Origin of the sequence: Desulfuromonas sp. TF (assembly GCF_000472285.1) — a bacterium.
Classification (GTDB): Bacteria; Desulfobacterota; Desulfuromonadia; order Desulfuromonadales; family ATBO01; genus ATBO01.
Window position 1 is genome coordinate 77,827 of record NZ_KI421428.1, and the last position, 15,964, is coordinate 93,790.

Below are 15,964 nucleotides of genomic sequence, written 5' to 3' on the forward strand. Positions count from 1 at the left end.
TTTTTGAGGGCCGAAGTGTGAAGCCCGCCGCTGCCTCCGGGCCGGCGCCTGGATCTTCCCTCTCATCGGAGCATCAACCATGCGGCTATGGATAGGCACAAGCGGGTACAGCTACAGGGAATGGACCGGCGCTTTCTACCCGGAGGGGCTGCCTGCCAGGGAGATGCTGCGACACTACGCCGGGCTTTTAAGTGCGGTGGAGATAAACAACACCTTCTACCGGCTCCCCACGGTCGGGATGCTGGAGGGGTGGGCGGAGCAGGTGCCCGCCGATTTCCGCTTTGTCCTCAAGGCCTCCCGGCGCATCACCCATTTCAAGCGCCTGCGGGACGCGGCGGAAGAGACCTCCTACCTCCTGCGCACCGCGGCGGTCCTCGGCGAAAGGCTGGGGGCGGTCCTTTTCCAGCTCCCTCCCGATTTCAAAAAAGATCTCTCCCGCCTCGAAGAATTCCTTGAGCAACTCCCGCGCGCGCGTGCCGCCTTCGAGTTCCGGCATCCGTCCTGGTTCGACGAAGATGTCGAGGCCGCCCTGCGGGCGGGAGGCTTCGCCCTTTGCGGCGCCGACAGAGTGGAGCGGCCGCTGGAGAGCCCCTTCAACACGGCCGAGTGGGGATACCTGAGATTGCGAAGACCTTATTCGGACGAAGATCTTTCCGCCTGGGCGCAGAAGGTCACAGCGCAGCCATGGGAGGAGGCCTTCGTCTTCTTCAAGCACGAGCAGGAGGCGCAAAGTCCCCTATGGGCAGCGCGTTTTCGGGAGATGACCTCCGCCGGCCGGAGCTGATACCAGTCGCTCGAGATTTTTACCGCGGCCCGTTCATCCGGTCTTTCCCATGCCCTCGGCGTGGGATCGCTCGTTGCACCCCCATCTCTTCACAATGTTTGTCGGTTTCTTCTGTTCTGATAAACTATGAAAGATCTGACAGATTCTCAGTGCGGTGAGGAGGAACGGCCATGATGAAGCAATTTTTCATGTACCCCTATAACTGGTTGATCCTGGTGGTCGGGGTGGTTCTGCTGACGGTTGCCATCTTCTACCTGATTCGCTTCAGCGGGCGGCAGGGGGGAGACAGGCCGGAGAGAAGTCCGCTGGATATCGTCAAGGAGCGCTATGCCCGGGGGGAGATCGGCCGTGAAGAATTCGAAAGGATAAAAAAGGATCTGGAATAGGAGCGCAGAGAGGCATCCATGGTCAGTATCGAACTGCTGAAAAAAGGGAACATCCTGCCGGCTTTTTGCCTGCCGGCGGCTTCAGGGGAGGTGGTGCGGCTGGGCGAGTTCCGCGGCCGGCGCAACCTCGTCCTGTTTCTCACCCACCCTCCGGGCTGTAACGCCTGCGAGCAGGAGCTGCGTGAGCTGGACAGTGCTCGCGGCGAGCTGCGGAAGGAAGAGGCCGAGGTTCTGGCCGTCATACCGGGTTCGTCGGCGGAGGTGCGGGAGTTGAAGCGTCGCCTTTCTCTTTCACTCCCTCTTCTCATCGATACCGCCCCCGCTTTGAACGGCGGGGCGGCGATGGTGGTTACGGACCGATTCGGCGAGATCTTCACCGTCACCCGGACCGGCAAAGAGCACCAGCTTCCGACACCGGCACAGATCGCCGAGGACCTTGCCTTCATCGGAGTGCAGTGCCCCGAGTGAGGGGCACCCGTCGATTGGCCTGGTCCAGGCTGATAAAAACATCGATCCAGAGTTCCCATCTCAGAATCCATGAGAGTCGAAGGAGAACGGACTGATTTAAGGAAAGGGAAGGGCAGGCGACGAAAGCCTGCTCTTTTTTTTGGAGGCTTACTCATTTTTCAGAGAGCAGGTTCTCACAGATGGCAGGATTGGTGCAGAGACATGGTCCGGTATCAGCGAACATCCTAAGAAAGGAATCCATGACCATGAAAAAAACACTGCTCCTTCTCTGCGCCGCCGCTCTCTTCTGCGCCCCTTCCGTCGGCGCCATCGACTTCGGGGTGGACCTCAGAATCAAAGCCGGAGCCGACATTCCCGCGCCGATAATTGTCGCCGACCCTCCGCTATTTCTCGTTCCTCCCACCCTTGGCTTCCAGGTGGCGGTGGGAGTCCCGTACGACATGTTCTGCATCGACGGATCCTTCTATCTGCACAAAGGGGGGGCTTGGCACGTCGCTCCCGGCTACAACGGACCCTGGAAGATCATCGAGCACAGACACCTGCCTCCAGGGCTGGCCAAGCGGAGGCTTGGCGACATGCTGGCGCTGCGCGATGCGGAGTATGGGAATTACCGGAAGAACAAGAACCAGTACGGAGGCAAATCCTACCGGCCCAAGAAGGAGAAGGGGAACGGGAACGGCAAGGGGAAGGGCAGGGGGGACAGATAACGGTGAAACGCGAAATCTGTCCGAAACCTACTCTGAAGGAGATGTGAAATGTCGAAATACCTCTTCGCTCCGCAGGTCCTGGAGCGACTAGCCGATCGGGCTTTCTTCCGCATTCTCAGTGCGCGGATCTTGACGGCCGCCGCCGTCATCGTGGCCACCTATGCCATCATTGTCTTTTTTCTCGGGTGGAAAGAACTCTTCGAGCTCTCCTCCGAAGCGATGATCGGCGGCATCATCTACCAACTGCTCTTCGCCTTCGCCTCCTACCTGGTGGTACACGCAATCCTGCTGCGCGCCCGGGATGTGCGTACCCTAGACGAGAGACTCCCCCCCGCCGTCGCCGTTTCGGCGATCGTTGCCAGGCTCGCCGGCGAAACCTATGCCTTCGCTTCCTCCCTCTTGGGGATCGGCGCCGCGGTTTTCGTCTGGTTTGCCGGACGCGGGGCGGGCAGGCTGCTGGAGAAGGCGGACTTCGCCCTTCCCTTTCTCAAGGCCTCCCCAGCTTCCTTCGAAGCCGGGGCGGCTCTTATCATCAAGGGAGTGCTTGGTGGAGCCCTCGCCCTGCTGCTCGGCTTTCTGCTGGGGGAACTGCTCGTCGCCCGAGCGGATCACCTGACCGGCCCGATCGACGAATAGCTCTCCCCTGCCCATACTCGAGGCTTGTCCAACTTCGTGGAAGGTTTCTACAGCAGGAAATAAATGATCGGCAGGGTCGCGAATGAAAAGATGATCCCGACCCCCACCAGCGCGATCGCCAGTTCGCTCTCCATCCCGGCGACCACCGCCAGGGCGGCGGCCGTCACCATCGGCGGCATGCCGGCCTCGAACACCGCAATATCGACGGGCAGGCCGGTCAGCCCCAGCAGCCTGCAGACGGCCAGCGCCGCCAGCGGGGTGATCAGCAGCTTGATCAGCAGGCCGTAGCTTAAGGGACCGAGCACGCTGCGCTCCAGCCGCCAGCGCAACTGCAGGCCGATGGCGGTCATTACCAGCGGGGTCAGGCTCTGGGAGATGCCGTGCAGAGCCGAGACGACGGCTTCGGGATAGGGCCAGGGGCGCAGCGCCAGACCGGCCGCCGCTGCAATGGTCGGTGGAAAAGTCAGCGCGCGCCGGGCGACGGAGGAGACCTTCAGCGTCCCTTCCCGGCCGTACATGGCGAGGATCAGTGAACCGTAGAGGGCAAAGATCAGGATGGTTCCGACCTGGTCATAGACGATCAGGTAGGGAATGCCGCTCGGCCCGAAAAAGGCATTGACCATCGGCACGCCCATGAACGAGGTATTGCCGATCGGCACCACCAGCAGCAGCACTCCGGTCTTCGCCCTGCTCCAGCCGAAATGCCGTGATGCAGGAAGGATCAGGGCAATGGAGAGCAACAGCAAGGCCCAGGGGGTCATGGCTGCAACCAGCGCATCGCTCCCCAGCTCCAACTGCGGGATTTTCAGCAGGATCAGCGCCGGCAGCGAAACATAGAGGGCGAACATGTTCAACACCTGCGCCGAATCCTTTGGAAAGGCCTCCATTCTGCGAAACAGCAGGCCAAGCCCGACGAAAAGACCGATCAGAATAAAATTGGACATAACGCTCCATGATGGCGGGATATTTCTGCAACGAGCCGGCATTGTAGGCCGATTTGTACTTTCAGTCCAATGTTTTGCTCGGCAGGAAACCGACCGACAATCTCCGGGGGAGGCCTTCTTGTTTTGTGAAAGATGGCGGATGCGGCATCATCCATGCTATCCTGTGACGCTGACCCATCTCCCGCAGTAAGGAATAAACCGAACCGTGAACTGGCAGGTCTATATCATTCTTTGTACGGACAATTCGCTTTATACGGGCATCACCACCGATATCGAAAGACGCTTCCGTCAGCATGCCGAGGGACGGGGAGCAAGGTACTTTCGAGGGCGCGGGCCGAGGCGAGTGGTCTTTCTGGAAGGGGGGCACTGCCGCAGCACGGCCAGCCGCCGGGAGATGGAAATCAAGAAAATGCACCGGGCCGAAAAACGCCGGCTGATCGAAGTTGAGATCGACGGGGCGGATTCATCGTTTTTGGAGGTCTGTCCATGCACATCTGGGTAGATGCCGACGCCTGTCCCAGGGTCATCAAGGAAATCCTCTACCGGGCCGCCGAGCGGGTCCGCGTCCAGCTGACCCTGGTCGCCAATAAGCCTTTGTCGATTCCGTCGTCGCGTTTCATCCGGAGCGTCCGGGTGGGGGCCGGGTTCGACGTGGCCGATAACGAGATCGTCCGTCGGTTGCAGTCCGGCGACTTGGTGATCACCGCCGACATCCCGCTGGCCGCCGAAGTGATTGAAAAGGGGGGGCACGTTCTGGACCCGCGGGGGGAATTTTTCACCGAAGACAATATCCGCGAGCGGCTGACCCTGCGCAACTTCATGGACGAACTGCGCGGAGCGGGGATCGAGACCGGCGGACCGGCGGCCTTGAACCATTCGGACCGCATGGCTTTCGCCAATCGGCTGGATCATTTTCTGTGCCGGTCAGCGGCGGGATGAAAGCGAATCTGTGGAATTGGCTTGACAGCGCTTCCCCGAACCTGTTAGGGTGCCCGATAACATCATCTGTTCCAGGAAAAAAACGAAACTGACATCGTAAAGCCCCGGAATACTCCGGGGCTTTTTTTTTAAGGAACAAGGAAGAAGGAAAAAATGGAGTTTCAGAAATTCAATTTTCACCCCCAGGTCATGGAAGGCACTGCTGCAGCGGGTTATACGAAACCGACGCCGATCCAGACGCAGGCGATCCCACCGGTTATGGAAGGACGCGACGTCATGGGTCTGGCTCAGACCGGCACCGGAAAGACCGCCGCATTCGCCCTGCCGATTCTGCATCGCCTGTCGCAGGGAGGGCGTGGACATGTCCGGGCCCTGGTCATTGCACCTACCCGCGAACTGGCCGAGCAGATCCACGAGTCATTCAATGATCTGGGGCAGAAGACCCCCCTGCGCAGCCTCACCGTCTACGGGGGTGTGAGCGTCAATCCGCAGATCCAGAAGCTGAAGCGCGGGGCAGAAATCGTCGTCGCCTGTCCGGGGCGCCTTCTCGACCATCTCAAGCAGGGGACCATCGACCTCTCTCGTCTGGATGTGCTGGTCCTCGACGAGGCCGACCAGATGTTCGACATGGGATTTTTCCCAGACATCCGGCGGATTCTGCAGCACCTGCCCAAAAAGAGACAGACCCTTCTCTTCTCGGCGACGATGCCGAACGAAATCCGCAAGCTGGCCCACGACATCCTCAGCGACCCGGTCACCGTCCAGGTCGACACCGTCGCCCCGGCAACCACGGTCAGTCATGCCCTCTATCCGGTCAAACAGCACCTGAAGACCGATCTGCTCCTTGCCCTTCTGCAGCATACCGATACCGAATCGGTGCTGGTCTTCACCCGCACCAAGCACCGCGCCAAGCGCCTCGGTGAAAAGCTGGAGAAGTCCGGCTACAAGGCGGCCTCGCTGCAGGGAAACCTTTCCCAGAACCGCCGGCAGGCGGCCCTCGACGGTTTCCGTGACGGCACTTATCAGGTCCTGGTGGCGACCGATATCGCCGCTCGCGGCATCGACGTCTCTCAGATCTCTCACGTCGTCAACTACGATATTCCCGACACTCCCGAGGCGTATATCCACCGCATCGGCCGAACCGGCCGCGCCGCCCGCACCGGCGACGCTTTTACCCTCGTGACTGCTGAAGATACCGCGATGGTGCAAGCCATCGAGCGGGTGCTCAGCGCCCCGCTTGATCGCCGCATCGTGGAGGATTTCGACTACGCCGTGCCGGCGCCGAAGAAGGACGGAGAGTTCGCCCGCCCCCCTCGCCAGCCGGCACCTCGGCGCAAACCGTCCGGGGCCGGTAAAAGCGGTGCCCCCAAAGCCCCCTCTCCGGCGCGGCCGTCGAGAGGCCAGGAAGCACAGGCCGCCGGCGCTCCGCCCCGCAAGCGTTCGCGCGGCGCCCAGCGCCGGCCCCGCGCAGGCGGCAACTGAAAAAAATCTGCAAACAGATAGAAGGAAAGTTTTCAAGGGCGGCCGGTCGGCCGCCCTTTTTTTACTGTCGCCAGGCATTGGGAATCATGTCGTCGGCGGCTTCCGCCGGCACGAAGTGAACCATTCACTCCTCGCGCTCCGGAACGATCTCCAGCGTAAGCCCTTCGATCTTGAGCACCCTCACCGGATCTCCCTCCTCCACGGCCGGCGACCCCTCCCTGAGACGGGCCCGCCAGAGCTCTCCCCGCACGAGAATATAGCCGGAAGGCGCAATCCGCTCCCGGGCGATTCCCCGGGCTCCGATCACCGAATCGGACCGTCCGTTCGAGGAGAGGGCCTTGCGGTAGACCGGGTACATGGCGGCATCCTTGATGATCCACAGGGCCAGAACCGTCCAGAAGATCCAGGGGTGATAATCGGTCCAGCGGCGCACCAGCAACAGGACCAAGACCAGCAGCGCCAGCGCGGGTCCCTGCAGCAGGACGTATTTTATCAGGGTGCGGGATCGGGACATCGCTTCACGTTTGCGATCACGAAGCGGCTCTCGGGGATGGCCGGAATTCTGGAAAATCGGATCTGCAGGTTCTGCATCGGCACTTCATAGGTCATGGACCGGCACAGGTGCCTCACCGCCGTCTTCATCAGCTCGATAGTGATCCACTCCCCGGCGCAGCGGTGGTTCTCATAGTGGTCCCCGCCCCCCTGGGGGAGGAAATTCCAGGCGCTTTTATTCCAGCGGCGGAAGCGCTCCGGCCGGAACTCCTGCGGCGTCTCCCAGGTCCTGGGATCGTGATTGGTTCCGTACAGATCGAGGAGGACTCTCCTTCCCTCCGGAAAGGAGTAGCCCTTCCACTCGAAGCTCTTGCGCACCCGAGCCGCTACGAAGGGGAAAAACGGGTAGAAGCGGCGGACCTCATGCACGAAATTCTCCAGATCGTCCTCCCCCCCGGCCTGCAGAATCCCCCGGTATTCGGGATGCCTGTGCAGGGCCAGGGCGGCAAAGACCACATAGCGGGAAACGGCTACCGTCGGGCGCAGAATATTGATCACCTCCACGGCCGCCACCCGCGGGTCGAGCAGCTTCCCCTCCGGATCGTGGTGCCGGGCGATCCGGCTGAGGGCGCCGTCTTCGGGGGGCCTCAAGGCGCCGCCGCGCACCTGCTCGATTATCCCCTCGATCCATTCTTCCGTGGTTTTCCTGGCCCGCACTCCCCGCCGGTATCTCAGCCCCATTCCTCCGGAGCCGTCGACCATCGCCTCGAATTCATCCGCTCTTCGCTCGACATCCTCTTCCGGCAGCGGCACGCCGGCCCATTCGCAGACGGCCCGGCAGAGGACCCGGCGCACATGGTCGAAGAGGACGAGCTCCTTATGGCCTTCCCATTCGCCGATATCCGCCAGCCAGCTTTTGGAGGTGAGCTCCGTCAGTCGGCTGATCGCCTCGGGGGTCATCAACGACATGAACATCCGCTTGCGATGCCGATGCGCCTCGCCGTCGAGTCCCTGCACCCCTGGAGCCCCGAAAAAAGTCTTCAGCAGCCTTTGCGGAGCGGCCCCCTGCCGCTGAAAACGCTCACTGTCGTAAAAGAGTTCGGCCGCCTCCGGGCCTGTCATGCAGATGGTTTTCCGCAGCAGGAGCCGTGTTTCGAAAAGATCGGAGTCAAACCGCCGGCACCGGTCGGAAATGAAGTTGTAGCCCTCGAGCATCAGGGTCATGGTGCTGTCGGGCATTCTGTCGTTCGGTATCCGAGGCATGGCGCTGCTTTCTCCCTGCAGGAATAAACTTTTGGCAAGGCATCGGTGCAGGTCCTCCGCCCGGTACAAAACAGTTATCATGAAAAATGCATTCGGCAATACGCAATCTGCCCGGATGCGGTGCAGCGAGGAACGATTTGCTTTTAGCCTTCCCTTCGCTATCCTTGCAGCAATTCCATGCAAGAAATAATGAACATCGATTCGGCAGCAACCTGTCGGCCTTTATCGGGAGAAGGAGACGAATATGATCAGGGGAAAAAAATCGACATTAAGAAGACCGGTTTTCCCTCTGCCGACGAGAATCCTTTGCGAAGGGGAGAGCGGCCGTCGAGGAGAACAGAGCGGCGAAATGCTCCGGGTAGAAAAATGCCTGCTCGAGCTGACGGACCGCCTCAGGAAGCCCCTGGGAATGGACAGGCGCCGCTTCCTGCAAAGCAGCTGCGGCATGGCGGCTGCCTTTGTCGCCATGAACTCGGTCTTCGGTCCTCTTTTCGCCGTCGGCCCGGCCGAGGCGGCTGATCCGGAAGCCGCCGCCGAGCGCAGCCGGACTCTGGCCGAACAGCTGATCATCGATGTTCAGACCCATTTCGTCTCCCCGGATTACCACTCCAGAGGCATTCTCGGCCTGCGCGAGCTGGCCAAACGATGGAATCCCCAGCTGCAGGGGGAGCAGACGGTGGAGAAGATCCGGTTCGACAATTTCTTCGAGGAGGTTTTTATCAAGAGCGATACCGCTCTGGCGGTGCTGAGCAGCGCCCCCGCCGACGATCCGGAACGCTACTTCCTCCATAATGACGAGCTGATCCGGGCCCGGCAAAGGGTCGAAGAAATGGCCGGAAGCAGGCGCCTGCTGGCCCACGCCCTTTTCTCCCCGGGACGTCCCGGGTGGCTTGAGGATCTGGAGCGGGTCATCGCCATGAAGCCCGACGCCTGGAAGGGGTACACCGTCGGCATGCCTTTCGGTGAGTCCCGATGGCCCTGGCGGCTCGATGACGAGAAGCTTGTCTATCCCGCCTATGAAAAGATGGTAAAAGCCGGCATTACCACCGTTTGCATCCATAAAGGGCTGCTCCCCTCCAACTACAAGCAGCGGATGGCCGGGACCTGGCAATACGGCGGCGTCGACGACGTGCCGAAGGCGGCGAGAGACTGGCCGCAGCTGCGCTTTCTCATCTATCATTCGGCGATCCGCACCGGCGGACTGCCCACCGCAGAGCAGCTAGGGGCCTTCGAAGAAAAAGGTGAGATCCCCTGGGTGAGCGAACTGGCAAGAATTCCGCAGGAGCACGGGGTGGAAAATGTCTACGCGGAGCTCGGTTCGGTCTTCGCCGTCACCGCGGTCAGCGCTCCTCGCTACTGCGCCGGCATTCTGGGGACCCTGATCAAGGGGATGGGCGAGAATCGGGTTCTCTGGGGAACGGATTCGGTCTGGTACGGCTCGCCGCAGTGGCAGATCGAGGCCATGCGCCGACTGGAGATTCCGGAGGATCTGCGGGAAAAATTTGGTTTCCGCTCCTTGGGCCCTGCGGGTGGCACATTGAAAGAGCGCATCTTTGCCGGCAATGCACGGCAGGTTTACGCCTGTGACACCGAAGGGCTGCAAACGGACGAGGTGGCGCGGATGAAGAGAGAGGCTTCGGAAAAGAAGCGCTGAGAGTGAAGGCGCGGAAGTTCGGAGAGGTTCAGACCGAGAAAACCCCGATACAAGTGATAAAATTAATTTTTGCGAATTCTTGCCGGAAAATGGGTTGACAGGGGGAGGGGGCTTGGCTAAGGTGAATGCGTGTTACGATTTCGAAATTCGTCACAAGACTTGTCTATGTTCTCAGGAAGATGAAGCACTATGCACATGGCCGACGCCCTGCTCTCCCCCGTCGTTGGCGGCACCCTGTGGGCCGCTGCCGCCGGAGCCATCGCCTTATGTTCCCGCAGGGTGGAAGGTGATCAGAATGATCGCCAGGTGCCGTTCATGGGGGTTCTGGGCGCTTTTGTTTTTGCCGTCCAGATGATCAACTTCACCATACCGGGCACCGGATCCAGCGGACACTTGGGAGGAGGAATGATCCTGGCCATCCTCCTGGGACCGGCCTCCGCCCTCATCACCATCGCCTCCGTTCTCACCGTCCAGGCCCTGTTCTTCGCCGACGGAGGATTGCTGGCGCTCGGCTGCAACATCTTCAACCTCGGAATCATTCCCTGTTTCGTTGCCTACCCCCTGGTCTTCAAAAGACTGGCCGGCAGCCGCCCGACGCAAAACCGGATCATCTGCGCATCCATTCTGTCTTCCGTGCTCGCCCTCCAGCTCGGTGCCTTTGCCGTGGTTCTCGAAACTTTTTTTTCCGGGATATCCGCGCTCCCTTTTCGCTCCTTCGCCCTGGTGATGCAACCTGTTCATCTGCCCATCGGCCTCGTCGAAGGAGTGGTAACCGCGATGGTCGTGAGCTATGTCTGGAAAATACAGCCTGAGTCGCTGACCGCCTTCGGCCATCGGCAGGCTGCTCCGATTCGGACGAGGATTCTTGCGGGCTTTCTGCTGATCTCGCTGGTGATGGGGGGAGGGCTCTCCTGGATGGCGTCCACACGGCCGGACGGACTGGAATGGGCAATTTCTCAGGTGGCGGGGAGCAAGGAGCCGACGGCGTCCGGGACCGGAGTCCACACGGTGCTGGCTGGACTTCAGCAGCGATCGGCTCTTCTTCCAGGCTATGCATTCAGACAGAAAGTTGGGGTGCAGGAGGCTGGCGCCAACGGAGGCGAACCCTGGCCGTTTTTTGACGACGGCAGTGCCGTTTCTGCGGTGGTGGGGGGAACGGCCACTCTGGTGATCGCTTTTGGCGTTGGATTGATTCTCAGGAAGCGCAACGGCTCGAGTTGACAGGACGCTTTGTATCCGGACATCCCGGCTCAGACCGGGAAAAAAGAGCATCACCATCCGGCCACCGCAAAGGTGGCTTTTTCATGGAACTCAGATCCGTTTTCGATCGATAAGGCGAGCTCGGGGAAGGGGGACGATGATGCCGCTCAGGCGGTATTCTCGCCGGAGCCAGCCTTCCTCGGTGAGGTGCAGGAAATCAAGTGTCGTCCGATCGGGTTCGCTGTCCTGGTAGTGCATCGCCAGTTCGTCGATCCGGCGATTGTAGCGCCGGCGCGAAGAGCCATGGGCGAAATTGCGGCCGGCAAAACGGCGGATGTCGCCGTCGCACCGCTCGGAGATATGATAGAGCTCGTGGAGGATGGTCGAGAGCTTCTGCTCGAACGGGAGACGAAGAAAACGCGGCAGCATGAGATGGATCAGGTAGAGGATCTCACGACCGTCATGATAGAGGGGGGGCTGGCTGAAGGTTTCGATATAGCGCCCGCGGCGTCGAGTGTACTCCGTCTTCCCCCCGGCAAACCGCAGTGGAGCAATGCGGGCATAAGTTCCGTGAGTGCCGGCGGCTCTGGAGCGAGAGATGCAGAAGAGCACCTTTTCAGTGTTGATATGGGAGAGCACCGGCACCCTGCTGCACATATCGACGGCCAATGTCCGGAGGCGCGCGGAAAAGTCGACAACCGGCCCTGCAGGGGGGCGGCGGCTTGGCGAGCGGCACTCCTCAGCCATCAGCGCTCTTCGAATTTATGACAGAAAAGGCAGCGGAAGGGGGGCGGATGCCCTTCGGGGAGAGAGAGATTCTGCGGATTGTGACATTCCTTGCAGAATTTCTCCGTCTCTTTTTTCCCTTCGCGGTTAACCATTTCGAAAAACTTCGCATGTATTTCATCGTGCGGAACCCGGATGGTCTTTTCCTCGCCGGAAATTGCGAAGAAGATGCCGAAAACGACGGCCACCAAGGCAACAAAGAGCCAGTCACGTTTTTTGAGAGCCATACCTACCCCTGTCGTTCAGGTGTTTTGTTTTAAGGAGTTGCGGAAAAGGAGGGTTTGCCGGAGATTTATTCCTTGATGAACAAGAGATATATGACCACAAAGATAATCAGGACTCCGCCGCCGACGAAGATCATTAACGTCGGATTGGAGAGGTTTTCGAGAGAGGTATCCTGCTGGAGGGTATAGTTCAGCAGTCCCACGAAGCCGGTGACGCTCAGGATGGTTGCCAGAAGGACTCGCCAGCGCATGATCAATGAAATAAGAGCCAGCGCGGCCGTTCCTCCTAAAAACCATGGATCATGTATAAGAACTTCGATATTAAGTGTTCGGAGAAAGCCGAGAACCTCTCCCGTTTTGAAGTTCTTCAAAAAATCGATCAATGACTCGGTTTGCATCCTGAACTCCGGGATAAAGAACACGTTGTCCGACGAGGATTCACAGGTTCACGGGGCCTCTTCAGCGCCAACACGATAACAGTTTTCAGGAAAAAAGGCAAAGGTCAAAAGGGGCATGCCTCTTGACATTTTCCACGGTGTTCCCGTAACATGCCTAACTTGTCATCGACTGATCAGAAAAGAGTTGAACTTGCCTGAACGCGCCATTGGAATATTCGATTCAGGGGTCGGCGGCCTGACCGTCCTCAAAGAAATGATGCGCCTTCTGCCCGGGGAGGAGCTTGTCTATCTCGGGGATACGGCCCGGGTCCCGTACGGGACCAAAAGCCCCCGGACTGTCTTGAGATATGCCCTGGAAGCGGCGGCCTTCTTGTCGGAGCGGCACGTCAAGATGCTGGTCGTCGCCTGCAACACCGCTTCTTCGGTTGCTCTGCCGGCTCTGGCCGAGCACTTTAATCTTCCGGTCGTCGGGGTGATCGAGCCGGGCGCCCGCAAGGCCGTGGCTGTGACCCGTTGCAGGAAAGTGGGCGTCATCGGCACGGAAGGGACGATCAAAAGCGGCGCTTACCCCCGCGCCATTCACGCCCTGGACCCCGATATCGAAGTTTTTTCCGCGCCCTGCCCCCTGTTCGTTCCACTGGCTGAAGAGGGCTGGGCGGAACACCGCATCGCCCATCTGGCTGCCGAGGAGTATCTTGCGCCGCTGCTGCAGCGGGGAATCGATACCCTGGTCCTTGGCTGCACTCATTATCCGCTGCTCAAGACCACTTTGCGCAACGTCATGGGCGATGGGGTGGAACTGGTCGATTCCGCCGAAGAAACCGCCCTCATGGTGGCGGGTCCGCTTCGGGAGCGGGATCTGTTTCGCCGTTCGCATCCGGCCTGGCCTCGATTTTTCGTCACCGATGTCCCTACCCGTTTCGAGCGGGTAGGCGGTTCATTCCTCGGCACCCCCTTACACGGGGTTGAATCGGTAGACCTGGATGGCGCAGTCGTCCCGGCGACCCGTGCCGAATTTTCCCTGCGCTAGGGGCCTGTCCGACTAACCCGTGCGGAAGCGGAAAATTGGCTGTTTCAGACCAGACTGCTTGGGCCGATACCCTCGAAAAGTTTTCTTCTGTGCCTAAGGACATGAAAAGATTGCCACGATGAAAGCATCTCCGTTCAGAAACCGTCTCCTGTTTATGGCCTTTCTCGTTGTCCTGCTGGGCTTGGGCGCCCTGGTGCTGCGCATGTACCGCCTGGCGCCCCCGGGTCCGGGAACGGAAGCGCCGACCGTCCAGGAGGAACCTCGCCGGTTGCGGGAGGTGCTCCTGTATTTCGGTAGCGCAGAGGGCGAATACCTGGCGTCCGAAACGAGGGAAATTGAAGACTGTCTGGAAGAGGCGGACTGCATCAGATCTGTGGTGCAGGCCCTGGTGGATGGCCCGGTGAGCGATCTGCTCCCCGTTCTTCCCGCCCAGGCCGTCGTGAGGGGAGTCGCTGTCGACGGCGGGACCGCCGTCATCGATTTCAGCAGCGACCTGGTGTCGGCCCATCCCGGGGGGAGTTCATCCGAGCTGCTTACTATTTACAGCCTGGCCAATTCTCTTGCCGCGAACTTCCCGCATATCCGGCAGGTGCGAATTCTGGTGGATGGGGAGCCGGTCGAATCCCTCAAGGGGCATGTCGACCTGAGCCGGCCGGTTCAGTCCGATTTCAGCTTCAGCCGCCCGCCGGACGAGGCTCAAAAAGAAATTTCAGAGGCGGAAGCCGGCGGTGAAGCGCATCTGCCGACCGTTCCGCCGGGAAGAGACTAGATAGATGGCCGATTTTCGACGGACGATACGGGAGCGGGTGCTGGTTCTGGACGGCGCCATGGGAACCATGCTCCAGGAGCGGGGCCTGGCTCCCGGCGCCTCCCCCGAAGGGATGAACATCGACGCGCCTGAAGTGGTGGAAGGCGTTCATCGGGAATACGCCGAGGCCGGCGCCGATATCCTGGTGACCAACACCTTCGGAGGCAGCCGGGTCAAGCTGGCCCATTACGGGCTGGAGGGCCGGGTGGCGGAGATCAACGCCCGGGCGGTCGAGATCGCCCGCCGGGCGGCCGGGCCGGGGTGTTTCGTGGCGGCTTCGGTCGGCCCCACGGGCCGTTTCCTGGAACCGGTGGGAGACGCTTCCTTCGACGAGATGGTCGATGTCTTCGGCGAGCAGGTGAGCGCTTTCGCCGAAGCCGGAGCCGACCTTGTCACCCTGGAGACCTTCCTCGATATCCGGGAGCTTCGGGCCGCGGTCATCGCCTGCCGGGAATTCTCCTCCCTGCCTGTCATGGCCCTGATGACCTTCGACGACGGCGGGCGGACCGTTCTGGGAACCCCCCCCGAAGCCGCGGCGGTCACTCTCGACGCCCTCCAGGTCGACGTACTCGGTTCCAATTGCGGGCTGGGGGTGGAGGGGATCTACGCTATTCTCGAAAAAATGCGCGCCGTCACCTCTCTGCCCCTCATCTCCCAGGCCAATGCAGGCCTGCCGATCCTGAGGGACGGCCAGACGATTTTTCCGGGGACCCCCGAAGAGATGACCGCCTATCATGAGCGAATGCTGGCCCTGGGGGTGCGGATCATCGGCGGCTGCTGCGGCACTACCCCGGCCCACATCCGGGCGATCCGCGGCGCCCTCGAAGGCAGGGATCTCGCCTGGACCCCGCCGCCGCGCCGGATGTTTCTCTCCAGCCGCACCGCGGCGGTCGCCGTAGGCGGCCAGGCCCCCTGCGCCCTTATCGGCGAGCGCATTAATCCCACCGGCAAGAAGACTTATAGCCAGGAACTGCGCGAGGGGAAGACCGCCTACATCCGGCGCGAAGCCCAGGAGCAGATAAATGCCGGCGCCACCCTGATCGACCTCAACTGCGGACTTCCCGGCGTCGACGAGCCGGCGGCCCTGGAGCGGGCCGTGTTCGCCGCCTCCGGGGTCGCCGCCGCACCGCTGGTCCTGGACTCCTCCGACCCGGCCGCCCTGGAGAGGGCCCTCAAGGCCGCCGACGGCAAGGTGCTGATCAATTCCGTCTCCGGAGAGGAGAAGAGCCTCCGCACCATCCTTCCGCTGGCCCGCAAGTACGGCGCGGCCCTCATCGGGCTGGCCCTCGATGGGAAAGGGGTTCCCGCAACCGCAGCCGGACGGGTCGCAGCCGCAGCAGCTATCCGTGATGCCACTGTGGCCGCAGGCATTCCGGAGGAAGATCTGCTGATCGACTGCCTGGCCCTGACCGTGTCGGCCGAACAGCAGCAGGCGCTGGAAACCCTGCGGGCAGTGCGGGCGGTCAAAGCCGAGCTTGGCTTGTCCACCGTGCTGGGAGTCAGTAATATCTCCTTCGGCCTCCCCAGCCGGCCGGTCATCTCGTCCGTCTATTTTGCCATGGCCCTGCAGGCCGGCCTCGACGCGGCCATCATCAATCCCAAGGAGGAGAAGATGATGGACGCCTACCGGGCGGCCATGGTGCTCCTCGCCAAGGATCCGAGGGCTGAAGAGTATATCGCTCATTACGCTTCCGCGCTTGCCGTCCCCGCCGCTCCCGCGGCAGGGCAGGCCGACGTCGGCATCCGGGAACGGCTGGGGGGGG

19 protein-coding genes are annotated in these 15,964 nt (G+C 61.1%); 13 read left to right on the forward strand and 6 right to left on the reverse strand.

Annotated elements, in window-relative coordinates; translation table 11 throughout:
- The first annotated feature begins 79 nt into the window (after positions 1 to 79).
- From DTF_RS0119825 to DTF_RS0119850, 5 genes are all read left to right on the forward strand, one after another.
- The gene (locus tag DTF_RS0119825) at positions 80 to 784 is read left to right on the forward strand and encodes a DUF72 domain-containing protein (RefSeq protein WP_027716730.1); all 705 of its coding nucleotides are present in this window, start codon (positions 80 to 82) and stop codon (positions 782 to 784) included.
- A 170-nt stretch (positions 785 to 954) separates the two neighbouring features.
- Positions 955 to 1,170 carry an SHOCT domain-containing protein gene (locus DTF_RS0119830; RefSeq protein ID WP_027716731.1) on the forward strand — a complete coding sequence of 72 codons (216 nt, stop codon included), beginning with the start codon at positions 955 to 957 and terminating at the stop codon, positions 1,168 to 1,170.
- Between the two features lie 18 nt (positions 1,171 to 1,188).
- On the forward strand, positions 1,189 to 1,638 hold the full coding sequence (locus DTF_RS25850) for a redoxin domain-containing protein (RefSeq protein ID WP_051361505.1): 450 nt from the start codon (positions 1,189 to 1,191) through the stop codon (positions 1,636 to 1,638).
- A 245-nt stretch (positions 1,639 to 1,883) separates the two neighbouring features.
- Positions 1,884 to 2,345: a hypothetical protein gene (locus DTF_RS24745; RefSeq protein ID WP_051361506.1), complete on the forward strand. Its 462-nt coding sequence runs from the start codon at positions 1,884 to 1,886 to the stop codon at positions 2,343 to 2,345.
- Positions 2,346 to 2,393: 48 nt separating this feature from the next.
- On the forward strand, positions 2,394 to 2,981 hold the full coding sequence (locus tag DTF_RS0119850) for a hypothetical protein (protein ID WP_027716732.1): 588 nt from the start codon (positions 2,394 to 2,396) through the stop codon (positions 2,979 to 2,981).
- Between the two features lie 47 nt (positions 2,982 to 3,028).
- Here the strand turns inward: DTF_RS0119850 and DTF_RS0119855 are convergent, their stop codons facing one another.
- Positions 3,029 to 3,925 carry an AEC family transporter gene (locus DTF_RS0119855; RefSeq protein ID WP_027716733.1) on the reverse strand — a complete coding sequence of 299 codons (897 nt, stop codon included), beginning with the start codon at positions 3,923 to 3,925 and terminating at the stop codon, positions 3,029 to 3,031.
- 205 nt (positions 3,926 to 4,130) lie between these two features.
- Between DTF_RS0119855 and DTF_RS0119860 the strand changes: the two genes are divergently transcribed.
- The 3 genes from DTF_RS0119860 (at position 4,131) to DTF_RS24750 (ending at position 6,346) form a co-directional block, all read left to right on the forward strand.
- Positions 4,131 to 4,427 (forward strand): GIY-YIG nuclease family protein, encoded by a 297-nt coding sequence (locus DTF_RS0119860; protein ID WP_027716734.1) that lies wholly within the window; start codon positions 4,131 to 4,133, stop codon positions 4,425 to 4,427.
- On the forward strand, positions 4,412 to 4,864 hold the full coding sequence (locus DTF_RS0119865) for a YaiI/YqxD family protein (protein WP_027716735.1): 453 nt from the start codon (positions 4,412 to 4,414) through the stop codon (positions 4,862 to 4,864). The genes DTF_RS0119860 and DTF_RS0119865 overlap by 16 nt, the downstream gene beginning before the upstream one ends.
- A gap of 153 nt (positions 4,865 to 5,017) precedes the next feature.
- Positions 5,018 to 6,346 (forward strand): DEAD/DEAH box helicase, encoded by a 1,329-nt coding sequence (locus tag DTF_RS24750; RefSeq protein WP_035058360.1) that lies wholly within the window; start codon positions 5,018 to 5,020, stop codon positions 6,344 to 6,346.
- A gap of 124 nt (positions 6,347 to 6,470) precedes the next feature.
- Here the strand turns inward: DTF_RS24750 and DTF_RS0119875 are convergent, their stop codons facing one another.
- Positions 6,471 to 6,860: an NfeD family protein gene (locus tag DTF_RS0119875; protein ID WP_027716736.1), complete on the reverse strand. Its 390-nt coding sequence runs from the start codon at positions 6,858 to 6,860 to the stop codon at positions 6,471 to 6,473.
- Complete coding sequence (locus tag DTF_RS0119880; protein ID WP_027716737.1) at positions 6,839 to 8,101, reverse strand: cytochrome P450; 1,263 nt, start codon at positions 8,099 to 8,101, stop codon at positions 6,839 to 6,841. Before DTF_RS0119880 ends, DTF_RS0119875 begins: the two co-directional genes overlap by 22 nt.
- Before the next feature lie 244 nt (positions 8,102 to 8,345).
- On the opposite strand from DTF_RS0119880, the gene DTF_RS24755 reads away from it, so the two are divergent.
- Both DTF_RS24755 and DTF_RS0119890 read left to right on the forward strand, forming a co-directional pair.
- Entirely contained in the window at positions 8,346 to 9,755 is a 1,410-nt protein-coding gene (locus tag DTF_RS24755) for an amidohydrolase family protein (RefSeq protein ID WP_081703117.1), read from the forward strand.
- A 189-nt stretch (positions 9,756 to 9,944) separates the two neighbouring features.
- Positions 9,945 to 10,976, forward strand: coding sequence for an energy-coupling factor ABC transporter permease (locus tag DTF_RS0119890; protein ID WP_027716738.1), 1,032 nt, complete (start codon positions 9,945 to 9,947; stop codon positions 10,974 to 10,976).
- A gap of 90 nt (positions 10,977 to 11,066) precedes the next feature.
- On the opposite strand, the gene DTF_RS24760 is transcribed toward DTF_RS0119890, so the two are convergent.
- The 3 genes from DTF_RS24760 to DTF_RS0119905 form a co-directional block, all read right to left on the reverse strand.
- The gene (locus DTF_RS24760; RefSeq protein WP_051361507.1) at positions 11,067 to 11,702 is read right to left on the reverse strand and encodes a putative metallopeptidase; all 636 of its coding nucleotides are present in this window, start codon (positions 11,700 to 11,702) and stop codon (positions 11,067 to 11,069) included.
- Complete coding sequence (locus tag DTF_RS0119900) at positions 11,702 to 11,968, reverse strand: hypothetical protein (RefSeq protein WP_027716739.1); 267 nt, start codon at positions 11,966 to 11,968, stop codon at positions 11,702 to 11,704. Before DTF_RS0119900 ends, DTF_RS24760 begins: the two co-directional genes overlap by 1 nt.
- Positions 11,969 to 12,033: 65 nt before the next feature.
- A complete protein-coding gene (locus DTF_RS0119905; protein ID WP_027716740.1) occupies positions 12,034 to 12,363 on the reverse strand; it encodes a hypothetical protein in 330 nt (109 codons plus the stop codon).
- 190 nt (positions 12,364 to 12,553) lie between these two features.
- Between DTF_RS0119905 and murI the strand changes: the two genes are divergently transcribed.
- The 3 genes from murI to DTF_RS24775 form a co-directional block, all read left to right on the forward strand.
- A complete protein-coding gene (gene murI / locus DTF_RS24765) occupies positions 12,554 to 13,393 on the forward strand; it encodes a glutamate racemase (protein WP_051361508.1) in 840 nt (279 codons plus the stop codon).
- 118 nt (positions 13,394 to 13,511) lie between these two features.
- A complete protein-coding gene (locus tag DTF_RS24770) occupies positions 13,512 to 14,162 on the forward strand; it encodes a GerMN domain-containing protein (protein ID WP_051361509.1) in 651 nt (216 codons plus the stop codon).
- A gap of 4 nt (positions 14,163 to 14,166) precedes the next feature.
- A partial coding sequence (locus DTF_RS24775; protein ID WP_035058362.1) for a homocysteine S-methyltransferase family protein occupies positions 14,167 to 15,964 on the forward strand: 1,798 nt, incomplete at its 3' end.

Bases quoted from the DNA above. Each gene is read 5' to 3' on its own strand.
- DTF_RS0119825 (WP_027716730.1), top strand. From the start codon at position 80: ATGCGGCTATGGATAGGCACAAGCGGGTACAGCTACAGGGAATGGACC.
- DTF_RS0119830 (WP_027716731.1), top strand. From the start codon at position 955: ATGATGAAGCAATTTTTCATGTACCCCTATAACTGGTTGATCCTGGTG.
- DTF_RS25850 (WP_051361505.1), top strand. From the start codon at position 1,189: ATGGTCAGTATCGAACTGCTGAAAAAAGGGAACATCCTGCCGGCTTTT.
- DTF_RS24745 (WP_051361506.1), top strand. From the start codon at position 1,884: ATGAAAAAAACACTGCTCCTTCTCTGCGCCGCCGCTCTCTTCTGCGCC.
- DTF_RS0119850 (WP_027716732.1), top strand. From the start codon at position 2,394: ATGTCGAAATACCTCTTCGCTCCGCAGGTCCTGGAGCGACTAGCCGAT.
- DTF_RS0119855 (WP_027716733.1), bottom strand. From the start codon at position 3,925: ATGTCCAATTTTATTCTGATCGGTCTTTTCGTCGGGCTTGGCCTGCTG.
- DTF_RS0119865 (WP_027716735.1), top strand. From the start codon at position 4,412: ATGCACATCTGGGTAGATGCCGACGCCTGTCCCAGGGTCATCAAGGAA.
- DTF_RS24750 (WP_035058360.1), top strand. From the start codon at position 5,018: ATGGAGTTTCAGAAATTCAATTTTCACCCCCAGGTCATGGAAGGCACT.
- DTF_RS0119875 (WP_027716736.1), bottom strand. From the start codon at position 6,860: ATGTCCCGATCCCGCACCCTGATAAAATACGTCCTGCTGCAGGGACCC.
- DTF_RS0119880 (WP_027716737.1), bottom strand. From the start codon at position 8,101: ATGCCTCGGATACCGAACGACAGAATGCCCGACAGCACCATGACCCTG.
- DTF_RS24755 (WP_081703117.1), top strand. From the start codon at position 8,346: ATGATCAGGGGAAAAAAATCGACATTAAGAAGACCGGTTTTCCCTCTG.
- DTF_RS0119890 (WP_027716738.1), top strand. From the start codon at position 9,945: ATGCACATGGCCGACGCCCTGCTCTCCCCCGTCGTTGGCGGCACCCTG.
- DTF_RS24760 (WP_051361507.1), bottom strand. From the start codon at position 11,702: ATGGCTGAGGAGTGCCGCTCGCCAAGCCGCCGCCCCCCTGCAGGGCCG.
- DTF_RS0119900 (WP_027716739.1), bottom strand. From the start codon at position 11,968: ATGGCTCTCAAAAAACGTGACTGGCTCTTTGTTGCCTTGGTGGCCGTC.
- DTF_RS0119905 (WP_027716740.1), bottom strand. From the start codon at position 12,363: ATGCAAACCGAGTCATTGATCGATTTTTTGAAGAACTTCAAAACGGGA.
- DTF_RS24770 (WP_051361509.1), top strand. From the start codon at position 13,512: ATGAAAGCATCTCCGTTCAGAAACCGTCTCCTGTTTATGGCCTTTCTC.